The sequence below is a fragment of the Mesorhizobium sp. M1295 genome (assembly GCF_040318135.1).
Classification (GTDB): Bacteria; Pseudomonadota; Alphaproteobacteria; order Rhizobiales; family Rhizobiaceae; genus Mesorhizobium.
The window spans coordinates 117,108-140,739 of sequence record NZ_JAMYLU010000001.1 but is presented as its reverse complement, the minus strand read 5'-3'; the positions used below and the strand labels follow the sequence as shown (position 1 = coordinate 140,739).

Below are 23,632 nucleotides of genomic sequence, written 5' to 3'. Positions count from 1 at the left end.
GATTTTAGCCAAGGCGCCATTCCGGGAATTGCATATCGGTAAAAGCGACAACAAACGTCGGAATCTTCATACTTCCTCAGCGCCTGCCAAAGCGGCCGACGAGCCGTTAAGGAACGCCGCAAGATTCCTTTTATGTTTTCGGCCTAATGCTCTTCCAATGCGTAGGTCGAGTTTTAGTAAAATTGTAGCGATTGCCGTGCCGCTGACGCTTTCGGCATGCGCGACGCCGCCGAACCACATCAACGATGTCTGCGCCGTTTTCGACCAGAACGATGGCTGGTTCGACAACTGGCAGGCGGCGGCACAGCGCGCCGAGCAGAAATATGGGGTGCCGGTCCCCGTGCTGATGGCGACGGTGCGCAAGGAATCCGGCTTCAAGAGCAACGCCAGGCCGCCGCGCACCAAGCTGCTGGGCTTCATTCCCTGGAAACATATCTCCAGTGCCACCGGCTTCTCGCAGGCGCTCGACGGCACCTGGGCGCAATACCAGAACGAGACCGGCAGTTGGGCGGCGCGCCGCACCAGGTTTGCCGATGCCGTCGATTTTGTCGGCTGGTATCATTCCAAGACCGCCGACACGCTCGGCGTCGCCCGCAACGACACCTACAATCTGTATCTCGCCTACTATCTTGGCTGGAATGCCTATAAGCGCGGCAATCGCGGCGGCGCCGACGTGCAGCGCTATGCGCACGCCACCGAACAGATGGCGCAGGACTACGCCGCGCAGCTACGGCAATGCGCGCCCTAGCATATCAACGGTATTTCAGCCGCCCTTGGGTTTGCGCGGCTTGCGCGTGGCGTTCTCAGCTTGGCGGCCGTCGCCGACTGTCGGCGGCGTGATTGGTGCCACCGCGCTATCGGCAGAGCTTGAGATGCCGCCGGTCTCTGAAACCTCGTCGCGAACCTCGTGACGGCGGGCTTTGGCGACCGCTTCGGCATTCTCCGCTGCCTGACCCTCGGCATCGGCTTCAACGCTGCCAGTCTTGCCATGCGGGCGCTTGGGCGGATCTCCAGCAAAGCCCGGGCCAACACCGTGGTTTGCATCATCCGGCACGCCCTCATTCGCCGCGTGTTCCTTGTCGAATTTAATCACCGGCTCCATTTTTGCCAGCACGTCGTCGGCCAGCCAGCACAGGCTCATATGACCGTCGCCGAGATTTTTGACCGGCGGCACCGTAGTTTCGCAAAGATTGTCCGGCACAAGTTTCTTGTAGCCGCAGCGCGTCTGGAACGGGCAGCCCGAGGGCGGGTTCATCGCCGACGGAATGTCGCCTTCGAGCACGATATGCCTTTTCACCACGCTGGTATCGGCAATCGGGATCGCCGACAGCAGCGCCTCGGTATAGGGGTGATAGGGCGGCGAAAATATCTGGTCGGTCGTGCCTTGCTCGACGATATAGCCGAGATACATGACGACGACGCGGTCGGCGATGTAGCGCACCACCGACAGATCGTGGCTGATGAACAGCATCGTGGTCTTGTTCTTGCGCTGGATGTCCATCAAGAGTTCGGTCACCGCCGCCTGGACGGACACATCCAGCGCCGAGACCGGCTCGTCGGCCACCACCACCTTGGCGTCGCCGGCAAAGGCCCGCGCCACGCCGATGCGCTGTTTCTGGCCACCTGAAAGCTGGCGCGGCTTGCGCGTCTCGAATGCCCTTGGCAGCTTCACCAGATCGAGCAGTTCCAGCATCCGCTTGCGGCGGTCGGCCACCGTGTCGCCGACATTGAACTTTTCCAGCGTACGGATGATCTGCGAACCGACCGAATGGCTGGGATTGAGTGTGTCGAACGGATTTTGGAACACCATCTGGATCGACGACACGGTGTCGACGCTGCGCTTCTCGATCCCGGTCGACTGGATTTCCTTGTTGCCCAGCTTCACGCGGCCGGAGCTTGCCGTTTCGAGGCCGAGCAACACCTTGGCCAGGGTCGATTTTCCGCAGCCGGATTCGCCAACGATAGCGACGGTCTCGGATTCGCGCGCCATGAAAGAGATCGTCTCGTTGGCCTTGACGACACGTCCTTCGCTCGAGCCGAACACTTCGCTGCCGCCGACTTTGTAGTACTTCCTGAGGTCTTCGATCTGGAGCACCGGCGCACCGGGCACCACGCGCTCGTTGACTTTCTTGGCGCCAGGCGGCAGCGCCTCCCAGTCGATCTCGTTGAAGCGTACGCAGCGCGAGAAATGCCCGTCATGGCCTTCGACCGCGATCATCGGAATTTCGGCGGCGTTGCAGACGCCCTCGACGAAATGGTGGCAGCGCGGGCCGAAATTGCAGCCCTTCGGCCGCTCGTGCGGCAGCGGCAACTGCCCCGGAATGGATATCAGAGGCCGCGAATTCTTGTCGGCGCCCGGCAACGGGATCGAGCGGAACAGGCCTTGCGTGTAGGGATGGCGCATCCGGTCGAAGACGTCCTTGATCTTGCCCGTCTCCACCGCTTCGCCCGAATACATCACCGTGATGCGGTCGCAGGTCTCCAGGATCAGGCCGAGATTGTGCGACACGAAGATCATCGAGGTCCCGAACTTCTCGCCCAGCCCCTTGACCAGATCGACGATACCGGCCTCAACCGTCACGTCGAGCGCTGTCGTCGGCTCGTCGAGCAGAAGCAGCGCAGGCTTCGACAGCAGCGCCATGGCAATGACGATGCGCTGCTGCTGGCCGCCGGAAAGCTGGTGCGGGTAGGAACGCATCATGCGCTCGGGATCCGGCAGCTTCACCGCGCGCACCATTTCCAAAGCGCGTTTATGGGCTTCGTCCTTCGACACCTTGTCGTGGATCAGTGGCACTTCCATCAGCTGCTGGCCGACCTTCATCGCCGGGTTCAGACTGGCCATAGGCTCCTGGTAGATCATCGCGATCTTGTTGCCGCGGATGGCGCGCAGTTCCTCGTCGGACAGTTCTCCCATGTCCTTGCCCTGGAACTTGATCTTTCCGCCGACGATCTTTCCGATGTTGGAGAGGTCGCGCATGATGCCGAGCGACACGGTCGACTTGCCGCAGCCGGATTCGCCGACGATGCCCATCGCCTCGCCGGGCATGACCGTGCAGGAAAAATCCATGACGGCCGGGATCTCGCCCTTGCGGGTGAAGAAGGAGATCGACAGGTTCTCGATCTCGATGATCGGCCCACTGGTCGGCCCATTGGTCGGCTTGGCGGGATTTCGAACTGCCTCATTCATGGGTCGCTCCAATCCTTGTTCTGCAGGCATGTCGGGCCGAACCCGGCATCGATCTTTCCCGGTTCAATCTTTCCCGGCATCAATCCTTCATCGACTGTTCGCGCAACGAATCCGCCAGGAGGTTGAGGCCGAGCACGAACGACATCAATGCGATCGTCGGCGGCAGCGCCGGGTGGATGAACGAGCGCAGCAGCCGGCTGGCATCCTTGATCGCCGTGCCCCAGTCCGGGCTTTCCGGCGCCAGTCCCAGCCCGAAATAGCCGAGCGTGCCGAGCAGGATCGTGGTGTAGCCGATGCGCAGGCAGGCGTCGACGATAAGCGGCCCGCGCGCATTGGGCAATATCTCCCACAGCATGATGTACCAGGGCGATTCACCGCGCGTCTGCGCCGCCGCAACATAGTCGCGCGTTTTGATATCCATGACCAGGCCGCGCACGATGCGGAACACGCCCGGGCTGGAGGCGAACACCACTGCCACGAAGATGTTGAGCTGGTTAGGATCGATGTGGATGATCTTGAACGGATCGGCGTCGAAGACAAGGCCGGCATAGATCCAGCCGCCAACGACCAACGTCAAGCCAAGCAGGATATAGAGGCGGTCGGGGCGGTTCTTATAGCGCGTCCAGAACAGCACACTGAAGAAGATGATCGGAAACAGGAAGAACAGCCCGGCCATCGCGTAGGGGATCGGCGTGTCCATGATGCCTGGCGTCACCAGCAGGTAGAACAGCAGGATCACCGGGAAGGCCAGCACAAGGTTTGCGAGGAAGGACAGCACCGTATCGATCCTGCCGCCGTAATAGCCAGCCGGCAAGCCGAGCGTGATGCCGACCATCAGCGCAAAGCCGGTTGCCGCCGGCGCGATGATCAGCACGATCTGGCTGCCATAGACCATGCGGGAGAACACGTCGCGGGCGAGCTTGTCGCCGCCGAAATAGTATACAAGTTTCGACGCCGGCTCGATCGCGCCCGGCAGCGCGTCCTTCATGATCGGCACCTGGGCGAGCGGATCGAAGGGCGCGACGGTCGATGCGAAGATCGCCGTGAACAGCCAGAACAGGCAGATGCCGACGCCGACGATGCCGACGCCGCTGTCGAAAAGCTGGCCGTAAAGGCCAAGCTTCTTCTTGTAGCCGAAGCTCGCCCCCATCACCAGGGCGAGAGCGATCCAGACCGGCCAGAAGCGGGTAAGCACGCCGAGTACGACGTTGAAGGCGCTGAGATATTCGACCTGCATCCGCCCGGTCTCCTATTGAACTCTGATGCGCGGATTGAGGAACGCGTAGCCGACATCGGAGATGAGCTGTGTGATCAGGACGATAAACACCGAGACCAGCGAGCAGCCGAGCAGAAGATCGATGTCGTTGTTGCCGGCCGCCTCGACCAGCGTGTAGCCGAACCCCTGGTATCGGAACATCACCTCGACGATGACGACGCCGGTGAGCAGCCAGGGGAACTGCAGCATGATGACCGTGAACGGTGCGATCAGCGCGTTGCGCAGAGCGTGCTTTACCACCACGCTGCCGAAGGAGAGGCCCTTCAGCCGGGCGGTTCGGATATATTGCTGCGTCATCACCTCGACCATCGAGGCGCGGGTCATGCGGGCGATGTAGCCGATGCCGTAGATCGCCAGCGTCATCACCGGCAAGGTGAAATTGTAGAAGGTGATGCCCTGGCTGGCCGAGGCCGCCGAGCCGTTCAGCACGCCGAGCCAGGAGGCGAAGATGACGGTGAAGATGACGCCCGAAACATATTCGGGCGTCGCCGTCGAGGCGATCGAAGCCACCGACAATGTGCGGTCGGTGCGTGAGCCCTCGCGCATGCCGGCAAGAATGCCGATCAGGAGCGAGACCGGCACCATAACCGCAAGCACGCAGAGCATCAGGATGCCGGTGGCGCTGAGCGCCGGAAAGAGTTTCGAGGCGACCGTCGTCTTGAATTTGGTCGAGCAGCCGAAATCGCCTTGCAGGATGCCGGAAAATGTCGGCACGACCGGATCGTTGCAGAAGGAGAAACGCTGCGCTGGCTTGCCTGTCGCCGGGTCGGTCACCGGCTGCTTGGGCACGACGCCCAGCCATTGTCCGTAGCGGACAAAGAAATTCTGCCGATAGCCATGATTGACCAGCCAAGCCTCGAGCTGCTCGGCCGATGTGTGCATTTCGGTTTGGCTGATCGCGAGCTTCTTCAGATTGGGCCCGAGATTGACCAGGAAGAAGACGATCATCGTCAGGCACAGCATCGTCAATGCCATGGTGCCGAGACGCCTGATAACGAAAGAAAGCATGGCGGTCCCCTGCCGGTCGGGTTGGGGGGTGGAACCGGTTTGCAAGCCGTGCCCTGCCGCCAGCGGCAGAACAAGCCTTCAGACCAGTCCCAGATGCAATACCCTTTTTATTGCAGACCCCGGCCGAAGAGTCCGCAACTTTTTCCTGCGCCGACTTCCGGTCCAAGGACCATGCAACGAGCGAGAGAAAGGGGCCAGACGCCCCTTTCCGGATCGTCCGGTCAGGCCTGGTCGAGCCAGACCTTACCGTAGTCGCGCTCGAAGGTCGGGTGCATCTTGTAGTTCTGCACCGCCTTGACCGAATGGCTGTAGAGCTTGCGCCAATAAGGCTGGATGATAATGCCGGAATCCTGCAGGATCTGCTCGATATCCTTCATCATTTCCTTGCGCTTGGCGGCGTCGGCAACTGCCAGCGCAGCGTTGAGCTTGGCATCCCACTCGGGATTCGACCAAGCCGTCTCGTTCCAGGCTTCACCTGTACGATAGCCGATCGCCAGAACCTGGACGCCGAGCGGCCGCATGTTCCAGTTGGTCATCGACAGCGGATACTTCGTCCAGTCGTTCCAGAAGGTCGAACCCGGCAGCACCGTACGCTTTACCTTGATGCCGGCGTCGCGCATCTGCGCGGCGATCGCATCGCCGGTGTTCTTGTGCCAGTCTTCGTCGACCGTGATCAGCTCGTGCTCGAAATCGGCTTGGCCGGCTTCCGCCATCAGCGCCTTTGCCTTGGCCGGGTCGCGAGCAACCTTCGGCAATTCGTAGTATTCCGGATGGATCGGCGCGACATGGTGGTTCTCGGCAACCGTGCCGGCATTGCCGTAGCCGAGCTGGAGGACGACAGCGTTGTCGACCGCGAGCTGCAGGGCGTTGCGAACCTTCTGGTCGCCGTAAGGCTTGTTGGTCACATTGGTGCGGCAGACGATCGTCGAGGCGGTGACGACCTCGGACTTCGCCAGGTCCATGCCGTCGAGGATCGACACATAGTCGGCCGAGGTTTCGAAATTGGTGTGCACTTCGCCAGCTTCGAAAGCGCTGACCATCGCCGCCGGATCGGTGCCGTAGTCGATGAACTCGATGCCGTCGAGGAAGACCTCGCCATCCCACCACTTGTTGTCTTCACGACGCTTGTAGACCACTTTCTGGCCGACATCGTAAGAGACCAGCTCGAACGGCCCAGTGCCGATCGGGCAGGACTTGAAGTCGCCGCCTTTTTCGTCGAACGTCTTGTGGACGATGAGGCCGGGATAGTCGCACACGTTGGGAATGAGGGCGATATCGGGCTTGCTGAGCGTCAGCTTGATCGTGTGGTCGTCGACCTTGGTTACCGCGCTCTCATCCAGCTTGTCGTCCTTGACCAGCGAACCGAGGCGACCGGGCATAGAATTGCCTTCGGCCTTCTTGTCGGCCCAACGCTTGAGGTTGAAGATGACGTCGTCTGCGGTGAACGGATCGCCGTTGTTCCAGGTGACGCCTTTGCGCACATGCAGCGTGTATTCGGTAGCGTCGTCATTCACGTCCCAGCTCTCCAGCAGATAGGGGCGGAATGTGTATTCGGTGGTATATTTGACCAGCGGCTCGAGCGCCTGACGCTCGGCATTGGCGATTTCCGACCAGTCGGACTTGCGCGGATCCTTCGGATCCTTGATCCACTGCGCGACCTTCAATACGCCGCCTTTCTTGCCCTGGACCTCTTCCGCCTTGGCCGGCGTGGGGTCTGCAAGGCCAAGTATGCCATATGCCATCGCCGTCGACGCACCGAAGACGCTGGCGAGAGCCAGAAATTCGCGACGATCCATCTTGCCTGCCTTGGCGTCTTCGGCCATGGCCAGGATGTGATCGGGAACGCGGTCGCCGTTACTCTTGTAGATCGTCATGACTAACTCCCATTGTTGGCTTTCTGCCTTTTAACATTCCGCATTCGCGCCATGATGTCAAAGACGGCACGGATTGGGAACATGCCAAGGAATGTGCAACTTTGAAAGCAGGGCGGTTCGCGCGATAACGACAGTCTTGGCGCAAATTTGCTACTGCGCCAGGGATTTCGCGCGAAATCTCCACGGACAATTAAACCGGGACATTTGCTGCTGCGCCGCTCGTTCTTCGGGCAACCAACTGTTCTGCGCGAACAGCCGTTTCAATATTCCCGTTCATAGAAAACACCGCCTTTGGCTTCGCCGGCGTCGGTTGCCTCACCACGCAGCTTGACGCCGCGCCCGACGTCGAGATCGACGGTTGCCTTGCCCGAGCCGGGCCTATCGCCCTTCTGGATCGTCACGTAAGTGCGGTCGTTGAGATACTTGCCCGCCGAGACGGCGGTGCCGCCCTCTTCGTCGGTGATTACGTCGAGATCGTCGACGCCGATCGCGCTGCGCAGGTTCTGCAGCAGGGAGGTCGAGCCGCCGACGCCGGCCAGTTGTCCGGCAGCCTCGGCAAGCTGCGCGATCTGCAGCGGCGACAGGTTCGACATCGAACGGCCGAAGATCAGCTGCGCCAGCACCTCGTCCTCCGGCAGCGCGGGTACCGAGGAGAAGGTGAATTTCGGGTTGGTCGCCTCGCCCGACACCACGATGGTCACGGTGGCGCTGGTTGTCTTGGATTGCGCCGTAAGGTTGAGGTAGGGCACCAGAGAGCCCGAGAAGCCGACCGTGCCTTCGGTGAAGGTCAGCCGCTTGGCAAGGATCGTCAGCCGCCCGCGCCGCAAGGTGAAGGTGCCGACCGCCTGGGGTGACGATGCCGGACCGGTCAGCCGCAGCGAACCGCCGAGCTCGGCGTCGACGCCCCTGCCCTGGATGAAGATCTGGCTCGGCGCATTGATCGTGACGTCGAGGTTGAGGCCACTGCCGCCGCCACCGCTGCTTGCAGCGGCCGGGCGCAACGCCTTGTCCTGCGCACGCACGGCTGCCGGCGCATTCTTGTGCTTGACGTTGAGCTCGGCCAGCGAGCCGGGCAGCTTTTCGGGTACGGTGATGACGGTCTTGGCCAGGTTGGCGGTACCGGAAATCACCGGCCCGGAGGTGAGCGGTCCCTTGATGGTCAGGTCGCCGCCGAGGTTAGCAGTGACCACCTTGCCGTCGGTATAACGGCCGTCGACCAGTTTGACCGACAGGTCGGCTGGGAAACCCTTAGCCGGATCGATGCCGACGGTGCCGCTGGCCGAAAGGCTGCCACGCGTCGACAGCGTGCCGGTCAGGCGGTTGATCCTGGCCACGCCACCACCGATAGCGACATCGGCGGTGATGTCGTTGATCGCAAGCCCCGAGCGCGCGTCGACCAGGCGGGCGCCTGACGTACGGACCGTGCCTGAGATCACCGGCGACGTCGCCGGGCCGCGCACCTGCACATCGACGTCGGCCGTGCCGCTCAAGGACAGGCCTTGCGCGGCGAGTGTCCTGGTGAGGAAGGCGAACGGCACCTTGCCGGAAAAGTTGAGATCAAGGGTGGGCGCGCCTGATGTCGTCATCGTGCCGCCGCCCTTGAGGCCAAGGCCGGCGGCATCGCTCATGTTGGCGTCGAAGGTCAGTCTGTTGCCCGAATACGTACCTGAAGACGAAACGCCCATGCCGCCGAAACCTGCACCGCGGGTCTGCGACGTCTGAACGCCTGCGGCGTCGATCTTGAAGGCGACGGCCGGATTGGCCGGCGCGCCCGTCACCTTCACCGTGCCCGAGACGGAGCCGGCGGCATCGAGGCCAGGCGAAAAACTGTTGGCTATCGAGATCGGGACGCGGGCCAGCGTCGCGTTGAGGTCGAGCGCCTGCCCAGCCTTGCCCGTGACCGTCGCCGTTCCGCCGCCGAGGTTGAGCACCAGCCTGTCGAGGCTGGTCACTCCATTGGCGATGTTGATGGTCGAGGCCTGGGCGATAGCCGCCTTGATGCCGCGAATGGTCGCCTCGCCGGAGGCAAGTTCGACCGTCGTCGTGCCCTTGACCGCCCTGACCCGGCCGCCGGCCTTCAGCGGAATATCCTTCACGGTGGCGCCACCGGAGAAACCGGTCCATTCGCCGTCGCGCTTGAGATCGACGTCGACACCACGGATAACCGTGCCGCCGGAAGTGACGCTGTCGGCACGGATTTTTCCGGAGATCACCGGTGCCGCCAGGTAGTTGGCGATCAGCGCATCGATGGTCACGGCCTTGGCCGAGACATCGCCGCGCGAGATCGAGCCCGTCGTCGCCTTGATGGCGACCTGCGGCACGGCGCCAGCCTTGGAGAAGGCGATCGTGCCGCGCACATCGCCATCGGCCTTTTCCAGTGCCAGGGCAGCAAGCGGACCGATATCGGGCAGGTCCAGTGCTACCGTACCGACCGGCACGAAGGCATCGTCGAGCGCCAGGTCGCCGGAAATACGGTTCTTGCCCAGCGACAGCAAAAGCCCGTTGATGGCGCGTTTGCCGTCCGATGTCGCCAGCACGGCACTACCCTGCAGCGACTGGCCCGCGACATTTCCGGTGAGTTGTACATTTGCCGCCGGGTTGGCGGCATCAGCCTTGCCGGTGGCGGTGAGCTTCAGTCCGGTGATCTCACGCGCCGCCACCGAAAGCCTATCGCTGTTGACAGTCAGCGACAGATCCGGCGCGGTGCTGGCGCCTTGCGCATTCAGCGCGAAAGAAATAGCGCCTTTGGCATCCTTGGATAGCAGCGAGACGTCGCCCAGCGCGCCTTTGACGTCGGCGCTCAGCTTGTTATCGGCAAGGCTCGCCTGCCCGTCTGCGGTCAGCGCGCCTGATGACAGCCTGATCGCGTTGGCGGTGACACTGCCGTTGGCGTCCCGCTTCAGCGCGGCACTGAGTTGCGTCCGCTCGGCGAGCATGCCACGCGCCGCTACCGGCAGCGCCGCCGACGCGGCATCCGCCTTGAGATTTAGATCGATGGCGCCGTCGGCCAGCGAGACCCGCCCGTTGAAGCCGCTGTTCAACGCGTCGCTGGTCACGGTGCCGCTATCGATGATGACAGCGTCGGCGGCAAGGCTGCCGGCGACTTTGGCAGTGACCTTGCCGGCGATCAGCGGCGCGACGGTCGGATTGTCGAGGCCGATTTTTTCGGCGGTCACCGAGCCGGAGATCGGCCCGCTCCGGGCTTTCACGTCGAAGCGGTCGGAGTGCAGCGCAAGCGTGATGCCCTCGATCTTAGCTAGATTGGTGGCGGCCGATGGCAGCGTCGCGGAGATGTCGAGCTTCGGCTGGGTGCCCTGCCCGGCCGCCTTTAGCGACAGCGTCTGCAGCTCGAGCTTGATCGGGCTCTCCTTGCTGCCGAGCGAAAGCGGCAGGCTCGGGCCGGTGGATGCGAGGTCGAGCGAGAAATCGCTGGCACCGTTCGGATTGATGGTGCCGGCTGCCTTGCCGGAGATTTTCTCGCCGGCAAGCGTCGCATGCTCGATGGCGACGCCGCTGGCCGACGAGAAACGGCCAGCCGCATCGAGATTGAGCGGCCCGAGCCCGGCCCGCCGGGTCTGGCTGGTTTCGCCGCCGCTGAGCCGGGCGTTGAAGCGAATGTCTGGGGCAGCCGACGATCCCGTGACTTGCGCGGTGCCGCTGAGCGTGCCCGCGGCATCGAGGCCCGGTGAAAAATCATTGGCAAGTGCTGCCGGCACCGCCGACAAGGTGGCAGCGAGATCGAGCGTCTGGCCAGCCGTACCCGACACGGCAACCGAACCACCGCCGACACCGAGCGCCAGTTTCTCTATGCTCACCATGCCATTGGCGATTGTCAGCGCCGATGGCTGCGCGACCGCTGCCTTGATGCCGCGGATGGTCGCCTCGCCGGAGGCAAGCTCGATGCTGGTGATGCCGTTCGCAACCCTGACCCGCCCGGCCGCGCTGGCCGGAATGCCGGCGACCGTGGCGCCGCCGCTAAAGCCGGTCCAGTCGCCATCGCGCTTCAGGTCGACGTCGATGCCGCTGATCACCGTGGTTCCGGAGGTGATCGTGTCGGCCTTGATCTTGCCGGAGATCGCCGGGGCTTTGAGATAATTGGCGACCAGAGTGTTGACGGCGATTGTCTTCGCCGCCAGTTCGCCGCGCGAAATCGCGGCGCTCGTCGCATCGATCGCGACCGTCGGCGCACCATTGTCATTCGCGAAACGGATCGTGCCACGCACGTCGCCGGCTACCGTTTGGCCGGCAAGTCTGGCCAGCGGAGCAATATCCGCGGCATCGAGGTTCAACGTGCCGAGCGGCAGCAGGTTGTCGTCGAGCCCGAGGTCGCCGGAGACCTTGTTGTCGGCCAGTGAGACGGCAAGCCCATTGATGGAGCGCTTGCCGTCGGTGGTGACCAGCGATGCCTTGAGGTCGAGCGGCTGGTCGTCGACCGAGCCGGTCAGCGAGACATCGGCGGCAGGGCTGGCAATGTCGGCCTTGCCGCTCGCGCTCAACTTGATCTGCTTCACCGCATGGCCGGACGCCGTCAGGCTGTCGCTGTTGGCCGAAACCGAGAAATCCGGTGCGCTGCGCGCGCCGCTTGCCGTCAGCGCGAAACCGACGGCGCCGCCGACCTTCGCGCCGACCAGCGGCGACAGTACCGACACGTCGCCGAGCGTGCCCTTGATATCGGCCCGGATATCGGTGCCTTGCGCACTGGCGATGCCGCTGGCACTAAGCGTACCGGAGGTGAGCTGCAATGCGTTGGCGGCGAACGCACCGTCCGGGTCGCGTGTCGCGGTTGCGGAAAACTGCACACGCTCGCCGAGAACCGAGCTGATCTGCGGCGGCAGCGCCGCCGAAGCCGCGTCGGCATTCATCTTGAGCGTCATCGACAGATCGGCCAGCGCCACAGTGGCCGTCACGGACGCATTGAGCGCGTCGCTGCGCAGCGTGCCTTGGTCGACAACGACCTGTTCCTTGCTGACCGAGCCGGCGAGACCGGCGCTGACCCTTCCCGTTATCAGCGGCGCCAATGTCGCAACGTCGGTGTTCAGGCCGGCCGCCGTCAGCTTGATGGTGACGGGCCCGCTACGGTTCTGGATGTCGAAGCCATCAGAATGCACTTGCCCGATCAGGTCGTCCACCCGCGTGCCGCCCGCCACCACGGAGACCAGCGACGCGCCGATATCCACCATCGGCGCCTTGCCATAGCCGAAAGCGCGGGCCGTGGCGTCCTTGATCGCCACGGTTATCGGCTGTGCCTCGCTGCCGAGGCTAAGCACGATCGGCGGTCCTTTCGCGGCGAGTTTCACAGAAAGATCGCTGACGCCGTTCGGATCGACAATGCCGGCGGCGGTCGCGTGCACGGCGCCGCTGTCGATATTGGCGCGCTCGACATCGACGCCGCCGGCCGCGGTCGCTGTGCCGGCAAGGTCGAAGGTGGTCTTGCCGGCAAACAGCGGTTTCAGGGTTTCGGGCAGGAAGCGCTCGAATTCGCCATCGCCGTTGGCCTCGACATAATGGCCCTTATCGGTGAGCTGATGGCGACCGGTGAGTTGGGTGACGATCCGGCCGTCGACAACGAAAGTCCCAATACCATTCCAGTTGGCGAGCGGTCCTGTGCCGGAAACGACAATGTCGACTGGCGGCGCGCCCGGCAGCTTGAGCAGGTTGGCGATGATGCCGCCGGCCGGCTCGGATGCCTTAAGGTCTAAGTCGAGCTTGTTGTCAGCCGGCGCGAAATGGGCTTTGGCGTCGACCGTGCCTTGCTTGCCGTCATGGCGAACGATGTTGAGGCTGCTCTCGATGGCCAATGGCGAGGCGTCCGCCTTGAGCGCTCCCTTGGCTGCAAGTTCGGCGACACCGCTGCCGGCCAGAGCCTGCCCGAGCGCGATTTCGGGAAGGTCGAGCTGCTTGACGTCGATGGAAACCGGCAGCGTGGTCGCTCCGCTTTGGCTCGGCTGTGTGCTGGCCACCGGCAGCCTTGCCAACTCGATACGCTCGGCCCCAATACGATCGGCGCTGAAGCTCTTCGACAGGAGTGCCAGCGGCGACCAGTCGACAGCCACCTTGCGCGCCACCATCCAGGCGCCTTCGCGATCCTCCAGAACGAGATGATCGACCCTCAGCGCGCCCGACCAGATACCGTCGATGCCGACGACAGTGACCTTGCGATCGCCGGTCGAGGCCATGGTCGAGATGATGCCGGCAAGGTTTTCGCGGCCGCGCTCGGTTTTGGTCAGCACGACGAGTGCCCCCACCGCCGCTGCCACCACGATGAGCAGCGTGTAGAAAAGGATACGGAGGATGCGCCTGAATATTGCCATCAGAATGCCTGGCCGATGCCGGCATAAATGCCGAAATGAGGATCGTCGGGGCCGCGGTTGAGCGGCACTGCCGCGTCGATGCGCAGCGGCCCGAACGCCGTCAGATAGCGCAAGCCTACACCCGCGCCGACCTTCATGTCCGAAAAATCGGGGACCTGCCTGGTGGACACCGTGCCGGCATCGACGAACGGCACGACGCCGATCTTGTCGGTGACAGCGATGCGCATCTCGACCGAGGTCTCGAAGAAGGAAAGCCCGCCGATCGGCTCTCCGTTGCTGTCCTTCGGGCCGATGCCCTGATAGGCATAACCGCGCACCGAGCCGCCGCCGCCGGAGTAGAAGCGGCGGTCGGCCGGAACATCCTGAAGACCGGCGCCGATGATCGAGCCGATGGCGACACGTTCGGCGAAAACGAATTTCGAGGCCGAATCGAGCGACTGGTAGGCCGACCCCTCGCCCTTCAGCTTGACGAACGCAGCCCCGCTCAAAATGTCGTAGCTCGGCTCGGCATAGGCCAGCACCCTGAAGCCCCTGGTCGGATTCAGCTTGCTGTCGCGATTATCGTAGACATATTGCAGCGGAATGCTGGCGATCAGATAGGTGTGCTTGCCGAAAGCGTCGTGGATCCTGGAATAGTCGAGCGCGACTTGCGCGGAAACCGTCTGCTTCTTGTCGAGTTCGTAGGACAGGCCGGTGCTGCCCTTGATCGAGAAATGGTCGTAGGCGTCGGGGTGCTCCAGCACGGTATTGACGCTGGCAATGAATTTCGACGCCGGCCCGACCACGCCCGGCTTTTCGAACATGACGCCGGCATTATAATTGAGCTGGGTCAAGTCGTTGCTGCCGATGCCGCTGATCTTGCCGTCGATGCGCAGCTTTTCGGCGCGGCCAAACAGATTGCGGTGCCCCCAATAGCCTTCGAGGCCCAGCCCTTCGGTGTTTGAGAAACTGCCGCCAATGCCGAAATAGCGCGGCTTGCGTTCGCTTACCTGGACACCGATCGGGATGTTGCCGTCGGCGTCGAGCGCGTCGGCTTCCTTCACCGTCACGCTGTTGAAGACCTCGAGCCCGAGCAGCCGGTCGCGCGCATCGTCGATCTCATCGGGCGAATATTGGCGGCCGCGCTTCAGGCCGGTCATATATTCGGTGAAATCGCGGTCGACCTTTTCGGTGCCCTCGACAGTGGTGTCGCCATAGCCGGCGACCGGCCCGGCCGCGACGGTGAGCGTCACGTCGAGCGTCGAACCGGCGTGCTCGGCGACGATCTCGCGGCCCGTCACCTTGGCCAGCGGCCTGCCTTCTTGCTTGAGTGCCCGCACGATCGCCGCCTCGGCCTTGAGCACGGCGCCCGAACTGGCGTCACCGCCGGCGATCAGACCGAAGTCGGCACTTGCCAGCCCCGCTGCATCGCCTTTCAGCCTGATGTTGCCAAGCGTGAATTTGGGTCCGGCTGCTATGCTTATCACCACCGGAATCGGCTGCGGGCCGGAAAACTCGGCATCGGGCGGCAGATCGTCGAGCGGCTTGCCCTGAATAGTGATGGTGACGACACCCTCGTAGCGCGCGTCCGCGTAGAGCGCGGCGACAAGTTGCTCACGGTCGCTGCGCGCCTTGGCCAAAAGACCCAGCGAACCTGATACCGGGTGTTCCTCGTCGGCTTTCAGCGCCGAGGCGTTTTCGAGCTTCTCGGCAAGATCCTCGTCGGCGTCGGGCGCTTCTATCGTCACGGCATAGCGCAGTGGGTCGACGATGTCGGCATCTTCGTCCTTTGACGACCCCCACAGCTTGATGCCGAAAATCTCGAAGGCTGCCGCACTTCCGGTTTCGGCAACAAGTGCCGTCGAGCACAACAAAGCGAAAAGCAGGGCGCGCGAAAGCGCGCGCTGTGGCGCGGTTCCTCCCGACATCTGCCTTTCATACGCCGGCATTATGCTCCTAGCCTAGCTCGCAAACCTAAAATTGGAATGAAGTTCTGAAGCACTCGTAAAGGGGCCACAATCCAATTGCTGAAATAGACAGGGCTTGGAACTCACACCTTCTGCGTCGCCGCAAGAAAGCGTGATCCCCTGTCCTATGGAGCAACTACCGGTCACCGACCGGAAAGCAAACCGTTGGCAGGCGGATCCTGCCGCGTCCTGATGTTGACAAGCGCGACTGAAGCTTGAAGATTTCTGGACGTAAGCACTTGTCTGGAGGGGTTTATGGCAATGCGCGCGGCTCGTGGTCTATCGATTCTTTTCCTTCTCTTGTTCGCCTGGAGCGGTGTCGCGCAAGCGGCCGAAGCCCGGCGGGTGGTGACATCGGAAAATTCCGACTATTTTGGTTTCGATCTCAGATCCGACCAGAATGTCAGCCTCGACCAGTGCAAGACCACCTGCCTCGGCGATCCGGCCTGCCGCGCCTTCACCTACAACCTCAAGGCCAAATGGTGCTTCCTTAAATCCGATTACAACTCGTTGAAACCCTTCGGCGGCGCCGTCGCCGGCAAGGTCGTCAACATCGATGGCGATCCCGACATCGGCGCGCCACCCGAACTCGCCTTCTTCCCCAACTGGATGGCCGACCAGGCCCAGCAATACCGCAACAAGCTCACCGGGCCGACCTACACCAAGCCGACAGAGGGGCTGACGGCGCTGAGGGCCGCCGCCGAACAGTCGGCGCTGACGGGCGATCATCGCTCGGCCATGCACAAATACGAAGCGGCGGTTTCGGTGTTGCCGGATGATGGCCAGCTCTGGCTCGAGCTGGCGCGCGAAACGCTTGCCGTCCATCCGACCGCCAACAGTTCGGAGCCGTCGACCCTTCCGGCGAACGCCACTTCCGCCGCCTTCAACGCCTACAAATTGCTGCGCACCACCAAGACGCGCGCCGACGTGCTGGCGCTGCTCGGCGACGGCCTTGACCGCCGCGACCTCTACAGGCCGGCCCTGCAGGCCTACGAGGCGAGCCTCGCTTTGGTCAATTCGCCGGCGGTCAGGGCCGCTTATCAGGATCTCAAGGCCCGCAAGGGCTTCCGCGTCATCGATCATACCGTCGATGCCGACACCAGCGCGCCGCGTATCTGCGCGCAGTTCTCCGAGGAGTTGGTCAAGACCGGCGTCGATTATTCCCAGTTCGTCACCGTCGACAACGCCGCTCCCAAGGGCGTCGAAGCCGAGGACAAGCAGATCTGCGTCGAAGGGCTCGAGCACGGCCAGCATTATGACGTGACCTTCCGCGCCGGCCTGCCGGCCGCCATTGGCGAGGTCACCGCGGCACCGGTGGTACTGTCGATCTACGTGCAGGACCGCGCGCCTTCGGCCCGCTTCACCGGCGACAGCTTCGTGCTGCCCGCCGGCGCACGCCGCGGCATACCGGTCGTCACCGTCAACATGAATGCCGCCGAAATGAAGCTCTTCCGCATCGGCGACCGCTCGCTGGCCCAGCTTCTGTCGGGGTATCAGTTCCTGCGCCAACTTGACGGCTACGACATTTCGAACATCTCCGAACAGATGGGCGAGCCGGTCTGGCAAGGCCAGCTCGACATCGCCAACGACCTCAACAAGGAAGTCACCACCTCCTTCCCCATCGACGAGGCGTTGCCGAAGCGCAAGCCCGGCGTCTATGTGCTGACCGCACAAGCCGTCAACGATCGCAGCGACGACTATGATTCGCACGCCACGCAATGGTTCGTCGTCTCCGACATCGGCCTGTCGACCTATACCGGACAGGATGGGCTGAACGTCTTTGCCCGTTCGCTCGCAACCGCCAAGCCGATTGCCCGCGCCGAGCTGACGCTGCTGGCCAGGAACAACGAGATCCTTGGCACCGCGACCACCGACGCGGAAGGGCGGGCGGTGTTCAATCCCGGCCTGACGCGCGGCGACAGCGGCATGGCACCGGCGGTGCTGATGGCCAAGCAGGGCGACGACGACTTCGTCTTCCTCGATATGGGCCGCGCCGGGTTCGACCTGTCCGACCGCGGCGTCGCCGGACGTGCGGCGCCGGGCGCGCTCGACGTCTATGCCTGGACCGAGCGCGGCATCTACCGCGCCGGCGAGGACGTCCACGTCTCGGCTCTTGCCCGCGACAGTGCCGCCAAGGCGGTCGAGAACCTGCCGCTCACCTTCATCTTCTCGCGGCCCGACGGCGTCGAGGACCGCCGCATCGTCAGCGACGGAGCATCGGCCGGCGGCCACGCCGTCGACCTGCCGCTGGAACCCAACGCCATGCGCGGCACCTGGACAGTGGCGATCCACACCGATCCCAAGCAGGCGGCGGTCGCCAGCCAGATGTTCCTGGTCGAGGACTTCGTCCCGGATCGCATCGAGTTCGACCTGTCCGCCGACAAGCAGGAGATCGCCCAGGGCGAGACCGCCAACATCACCGTCGACGGCCGCTTTCTCTATGGCGCGCCGGCCGCGGGCCTCGCGCTCGAAGGCGAATTGACGCTGTCGACCGGCCGCGACTGGGACCGCTTCAAAGGCTATTCCTTCGGTCTGGCCGACGAACAGTCGGCCGAACCAACGGTGACGCCCTTCACCGGCCTGCCGGTGGTCGGCGACGACGGCAAGGCGACCTTCCCGGTTTCCGTCGATCAATTGCCATCCACCACCAAGCTGGTCGATGCCAAGGTCACGGTCCGGTTGCGCGAGACCGGCGGCCGTGCGATCGAGCGCTCGCTGAATATCGGCATCCGCCCGCAGGGCCACATGATCGGCATCCGCCCCGATTTCGACGGCGACGAGGTGCCGCAAGGCGGCACGGCCAAGTTCAGCCTGATCGCCGTCGACCCAGACGGCAAGCGTGAAGCGCTGAAGGGCGCGCAGTGGTCACTGGTCAAGGTCGAGCGCAGCTACCAGTGGTACCGCTCGAGCAATTCCTGGAACTATGAGCCGGTCATCTTCACCAAGGCGGTGGCCAACGGCCGGGTCGACCTGAGCGCCGATGGCGAGGCTACCATGTCGCTGCCGGTCGACTGGGGCCGCTACCGGCTCGAGATCGAGACATCGGATCCGGAAGGTCCGGCGACCAGCTACGAGTTCGACGCCGGCTGGTACGTCAGTTCCACCACGACCGAAACGCCCGACGGGCTCGAGATCGCCCTCGACAAGGAAACCTATGCGGCGGGCGAAGTAGCCAAGCTCAAAGTATCGCCGCACTTTGCCGGCGAATTGCTCGTCACCATCGGCGCCGACAAGCTCTTGAGGACGGTCACGGCCAGCGTGCCGGCCGGCGGCAGCACTGTCGACATCACGGTCGGGGACGATTGGGGTGCCGGCGCCTACGTCACGGCAACGCTGTTCAGGCCGGGCGATGCGCAAGAGACGCGCATGCCGGCGCGCGCCATCGGCGTCAAATGGCTGAAGCTCGATCCCGGCTCGCGTAAGCTTGCCGTCAGCTTGGCGCCGCCGGACAAGACCATGCCGCGCCAGCAGCTGTCGATCCCGGTCGCCGTTGCCGGCGTGCAGCCCGGCACCAACGCCTATGTCATGGTCGCGGCCGTTGACGTCGGCATCCTCAACCTGACCAACTACAAGGTACCGGATCCGGAGAACTGGTTCTTCGGCCAGCGCATGCTCGGTCTCGAGGTTCGCGACATCTATGGCCGGCTGATCGACGGCTCGCTGGGCACGACCGGCAAGCTGCGCACTGGCGGCGATGGCGCCAACATGCAGTCGCAAGGCAGTCCGCCGACCGAAAAGCTGGTCGCCTTCTTCTCCGGCCCGGTCCAGCTCGACGCCGACGGCAAGGCGCGGATCGACTTCGACATACCGCAGTTCAACGGCACCGTGCGCGTCATGGCCGTCGCCTGGACAAAGGAAGCGGTCGGCCATGCCCAGTCAGACGTCATCGTGCGCGATCCGGTGGTGATCACCGCCGGCCTGCCGCGCTTCCTGGCGCCCGGCGATTCCGCCGTCATGCGGCTCGACGTCGCCGACACCGATGGCCCCGCTGGCGACTACAAGCTGACCATCGACACGACGGGCGACCTGTCTACCGGCAGTGCCGCCTTGCCTGAGAAGCTGACGCTCGCCAAAGGCAAGCGGCAGACGCTGACCGTGCCGTTGATTGCGCAGACCGCGGGCAACGCCTCGATCACCATCAAGCTTGCGCATGCCGATGGCACCGCCGTCGAGCAGACGCTCTATGTGCCGGTGCGCCCGGCGCAACTGCCGGTGACCACCCGCATGGTCGTCGACCTCAAGGGCAATGGCGGCGCGCTGCGCGTCGACAAGGAACTGTTGGCGGCAAGCCTGCTCGATGGCGCTTCGGTGAGCGTCGGCGTTTCACAGTCAGCTGCCTTCGATGTGCCGTCGCTGCTGATGACGCTCGACCGCTATCCCTATGGTTGCGCTGAGCAGACCACCAGCCGCGCCATGCCGCTTCTATACGTCAACGAGATGGCTTCCGGCATCGGCATGGCCAGCGACCCCGATCTGCATGGCCGCGTCCAGGACGCCATCTACAAGGTGCTGAGCTACCAGGCCTCGGCCGGCAGCTTCGGTCTGTGGGGTCCGGGTTCCGGCGATCTGTGGCTCGACGCCTATGTCACCGATTTCCTGACCCGGGCGCGCGAGCAGAAATACGACGTGCCGGCCCTGGCGATGAACCAGGCGCTGAGCAATCTGCAGAACGCGATCGGCTACGACCAGGACGTCCAGGATCGCGGCAGTGAGATCGCTTATGCGCTCTATGTGCTTGCCCGCAACAAGAAGGCCTCGGTCGGCGATCTGCGTTATTACGCCGACACCCAGCTCGAAGCCTTTACCAGCCCGATGGCCGTCGCCCAACTGGCGGCCTCTCTCGCGCTCTACGGTGACACGCAGCGCTCGGAGGCAACCTTCCAGGCCGCGTTGCAACTGGCCAAGTCGACGCCGGAATATGACTATTACCGGTCCGACTATGGCTCGCCGCTGCGTGACGGTGCGGCGATCCTGGCGCTTGCCGCGGAAAGCAAGCCGGTGCCGACCATCGTGCCGGCGCTGATCCAGCTGGTGACCAGGGAACGCGCCGACGCCAGGTGGACCAGCACCCAGGACGAGTCCTGGATGCTGCTGGCGGCCCGCGCGCTGAAGGCCGGCAATGATTCGATCGCGCTGACCGTCAACGGCGCACCGCATGCCGGCGGCTATTCGGACCAGATCGCCGGTGGCGAACTGGCCGACAGTCCGCTGACCATCGTCAACACCGGCAGAAATCCGCTGCAGGCGGTCGTCACCACCGTGGCCTCGCCGATCCAGCCTCTGCCGGCCGGCGGCAACGGCTTTACCATCAGCCGTACCTACTACAAGCTCGACGGCACAGAGGCCAACGTGACGGAGGTCAAGCAGAACGAACGCTATGTCGTCGTGCTCAAGGTTTACGAGCAGAACACCTGGCCTTCGCGGCTGCTGATCACCGACCTGTTGCCGGCCGGCTTCGAGATCGACAATCCGGGCCTGGTCTCCAGCGCCCAATTGACGAACTTCTCTTGGCTGGCGCAGACCGATGCTGCCCATCTCGAATTCCGCAACGACCGTTTCGTCGCGGCCTTCAATCCGAACGACGGCGACGGCGACCGCAACATCACGCTCGCCTACGTCGTACGCGCGGTGACGCCGGGCACCTATGCCCACCCGGCAGCAACGATCGAAGACATGTACCGGCCGCAATATTCGGCCCGCACCGCCACCGGCATGATGGAGGTCAAGGCGCCGTAACGATGGAGAGGGACGCAAACTGGTTGGCTGTAGCTAACGACGTGACGCCGCGCCGCCCCTTACCCTTACCCTCTCCCCGTGAAGGACAGGGAGAGGGGGTCGCCAGCGTTGCGGCCATTCACCTTCTCCCCGTCCTCCACGGGGAGAGGGTGCCGGCAGGCGGATGAGGGGCGGCGCCGTGCTCTCCAAAAGATTCCTCCGCCGAGCGGCCATTGCGGGCATTTCCTTCGCCGCAATCACCGCTGTCGCCCTCTGGCAGCTCGACCGCGCTTTTCCGCCGCCGCTGCCGGCTGCGCTGACGGTCTCGACCGAGGTGCAGGACCGTGACGGCCAGCTGTTGCGGGCCTTCGCCACGCCGGACGGCTATTGGCGGCTTGCGACCAACCTGGACCAGGTTGACAACCAGTTCGTCGACATGCTGGTCACCTATGAGGACAAGCGCTTCTGGGATCATCAAGGCGTCGACGTGCTGGCACTGGCGCGTGCGGCCGGCCAGTTCGCGACCAGCGGCCATATCGTCTCCGGTGGTTCGACGCTCTCGATGCAGCTCGCCCGGCTGATCGAACCGCGCGACAGCCGCAGCCTCGGCTCGAAGATCAAACAGATGCTGCGCGCCGTCCAGATAGAACGGCGGCTGTCCAAGCGCGAGATCCTCGAACGCTACCTGACGCTGGCGCCCTATGGCGGCAATCTCGAAGGCGTGCGCGCCGCTTCGCTCGCCTATTTCGGCAAGGAGCCGAAGCCGCTGACGGTCTCTGAGGCGGCCCTGCTCGTCGCTTTGCCGCAATTGCCGGAAAAGCGACGCCCTGACCGCAACCTCGAAGTCGCTCATGCCGCCCGCGACCGCGTGCTGACCCGCATGGTGTCGGCAGGCCTGCTCGGCGAACGCGAGGCCGCGCGAGCCGCGCTCGACGATGTGTCGGGGCTGCGGCGGACCTTGCCGGCGCTCGCTGCTCATGCTGCCTATGCAATGCTGCCCAAGGCCATTCCCGGCCAGAAGCTGCAACTGACGATCCGCAAGAGTGTCCAGGAAGGGCTGGAGCAGGTGGCCAAGGATGCCGCCGCCAAGCTCGGCCCTCGCCTCTCGGTGGCCATGGTGCTGGCCGATGCCCGCACCGGCGATATTCTTGGCGAGGTCGGCTCTGCCGATTTCTTCGATGCCAGCCGTTCGGGCTGGATCGACATGACCAAGGTCGTTCGCTCGCCTGGCTCGACGCTGAAGCCGTTCATCTACGGCCTCGCCTTCGAGCAAGGCCTGGTGGCGCAGGAGATGCTGATCGAGGACAGCCCGGCCGATTTCTCCGGTTACCGGCCGAAGAACTTCGACATGGGCTATCAGGGCGATGTCAGCATCAGGCAGGCGCTGCAATTGTCGCTCAACGTGCCGGCGATCCGCGTGCTCGACGCGGTCGGCCCGGCCCGGCTGATGGCGCGCTTTCGCCAGGCAGGCGTGATGCCGATCCTGCCCGTCAACGAAGCGCCTGGCCTGGCGATCGGCCTCGGTGGCGTCGGAGTGACGCTGCGCGACCTCGTCCAACTCTATGCCGGCCTTGCCAATGGCGGCAAGGCACACACGCTGCATGACGGCACCGAGCCGGCGAACACCGAACGCTCGACCACCACCATCCTCGATGGTCAGGCGAATTGGCAGATCACCGACATCCTGTCGGGCGTCAAGCCGCCCCAGGGTGCCGCCCAACGCGGCATCGCCTACAAGACCGGCACCTCCTACGGCTATCGCGACGCCTGGTCGGTCGGCTTCGACGGCCGTTATGTGCTCGGCGTCTGGGTCGGCCGCCCCGATGCCGGCGCGGTGCCCGGTCTGTCCGGCTATGTCTCGGCCGCGCCCATTCTGTTCGAAGGCTTTGTCCGTTCCAGCCTAGCCGCCGTGCCGCTGCCAAGCCAACCGTCCGGCGTCCGCCGGCCAAAGCGCGAAGAATTGCCGGTGACGCTGACGCGCTTCGGCGCCGGCGTCGACGGGCTGGTGCAGGCGACGCCGACCGAACCTGCACCAACCATCGTCTTTCCGCCTGACGGCGCCCGTGTCGATCTCGGCACTTCCTCGGCCGACGCCTCGCCGCTGGTGCTCAAGCTGCAAGGCGGCCGCGCACCGTTCCGCTGGCTGGCCAACGGCAAGCCGCTGGTCGGCATCGACCGGCGGCGCACCGCGACCTGGCAGCCGGACGGCGCCGGCTATTCCACCCTGACCGTAGTCGATGCGGCGGGGCGCGCGGCCAGTGTGAAGGTTTTTGTCGAGTGAAAGTTTCCCTTGAATAGTTTCCGGCAGGTGATTC

Annotated in this window: 9 protein-coding genes; 3 read left to right on the top strand and 6 right to left on the bottom strand. The window is 64.0% G+C overall.

The window, feature by feature from the left end; all coding sequences use genetic code 11:
- Positions 1–157 precede the first annotated feature (157 nt).
- Positions 158–748 (top strand): transglycosylase SLT domain-containing protein, encoded by a 591-nt coding sequence (locus NKH29_RS00605; protein WP_352495143.1) that lies wholly within the window; start codon positions 158–160, stop codon positions 746–748.
- A 15-nt stretch (positions 749–763) separates the two neighbouring features.
- On the opposite strand, the gene NKH29_RS00600 is transcribed toward NKH29_RS00605, so the two are convergent.
- The 6 genes from NKH29_RS00600 to NKH29_RS00575 all read right to left on the bottom strand — a co-directional run bounded on the left by NKH29_RS00600 (position 764) and on the right by NKH29_RS00575 (position 15,584).
- Positions 764–3,187, bottom strand: coding sequence for a dipeptide ABC transporter ATP-binding protein (locus tag NKH29_RS00600; protein WP_352482930.1), 2,424 nt, complete (start codon positions 3,185–3,187; stop codon positions 764–766).
- Positions 3,188–3,266: 79 nt separating this feature from the next.
- Positions 3,267–4,424 carry an ABC transporter permease gene (locus NKH29_RS00595; RefSeq protein ID WP_352482929.1) on the bottom strand — a complete coding sequence of 386 codons (1,158 nt, stop codon included), beginning with the start codon at positions 4,422–4,424 and terminating at the stop codon, positions 3,267–3,269.
- Between the two features lie 12 nt (positions 4,425–4,436).
- A complete protein-coding gene (locus tag NKH29_RS00590; RefSeq protein ID WP_023720873.1) occupies positions 4,437–5,471 on the bottom strand; it encodes an ABC transporter permease in 1,035 nt (344 codons plus the stop codon).
- 221 nt (positions 5,472–5,692) lie between these two features.
- Positions 5,693–7,345: an ABC transporter substrate-binding protein gene (locus tag NKH29_RS00585; protein ID WP_352495141.1), complete on the bottom strand. Its 1,653-nt coding sequence runs from the start codon at positions 7,343–7,345 to the stop codon at positions 5,693–5,695.
- Positions 7,346–7,605: 260 nt separating this feature from the next.
- Positions 7,606–13,656 (bottom strand): translocation/assembly module TamB domain-containing protein, encoded by a 6,051-nt coding sequence (locus NKH29_RS00580; protein ID WP_352998795.1) that lies wholly within the window; start codon positions 13,654–13,656, stop codon positions 7,606–7,608.
- Positions 13,656–15,584 (bottom strand): autotransporter assembly complex protein TamA, encoded by a 1,929-nt coding sequence (locus NKH29_RS00575; protein ID WP_023720875.1) that lies wholly within the window; start codon positions 15,582–15,584, stop codon positions 13,656–13,658. The genes NKH29_RS00580 and NKH29_RS00575 overlap by 1 nt, the downstream gene beginning before the upstream one ends.
- A gap of 273 nt (positions 15,585–15,857) precedes the next feature.
- Here NKH29_RS00575 and NKH29_RS00570 point away from each other — a divergent pair, with 273 nt between their 5' ends.
- Positions 15,858–21,338 carry an alpha-2-macroglobulin family protein gene (locus tag NKH29_RS00570; protein ID WP_352998794.1) on the top strand — a complete coding sequence of 1,827 codons (5,481 nt, stop codon included), beginning with the start codon at positions 15,858–15,860 and terminating at the stop codon, positions 21,336–21,338.
- A gap of 163 nt (positions 21,339–21,501) precedes the next feature.
- Positions 21,502–23,598 (top strand): penicillin-binding protein 1C, encoded by a 2,097-nt coding sequence (gene pbpC, locus NKH29_RS00565; protein WP_352482925.1) that lies wholly within the window; start codon positions 21,502–21,504, stop codon positions 23,596–23,598.
- Positions 23,599–23,632 lie beyond the last annotated feature (34 nt).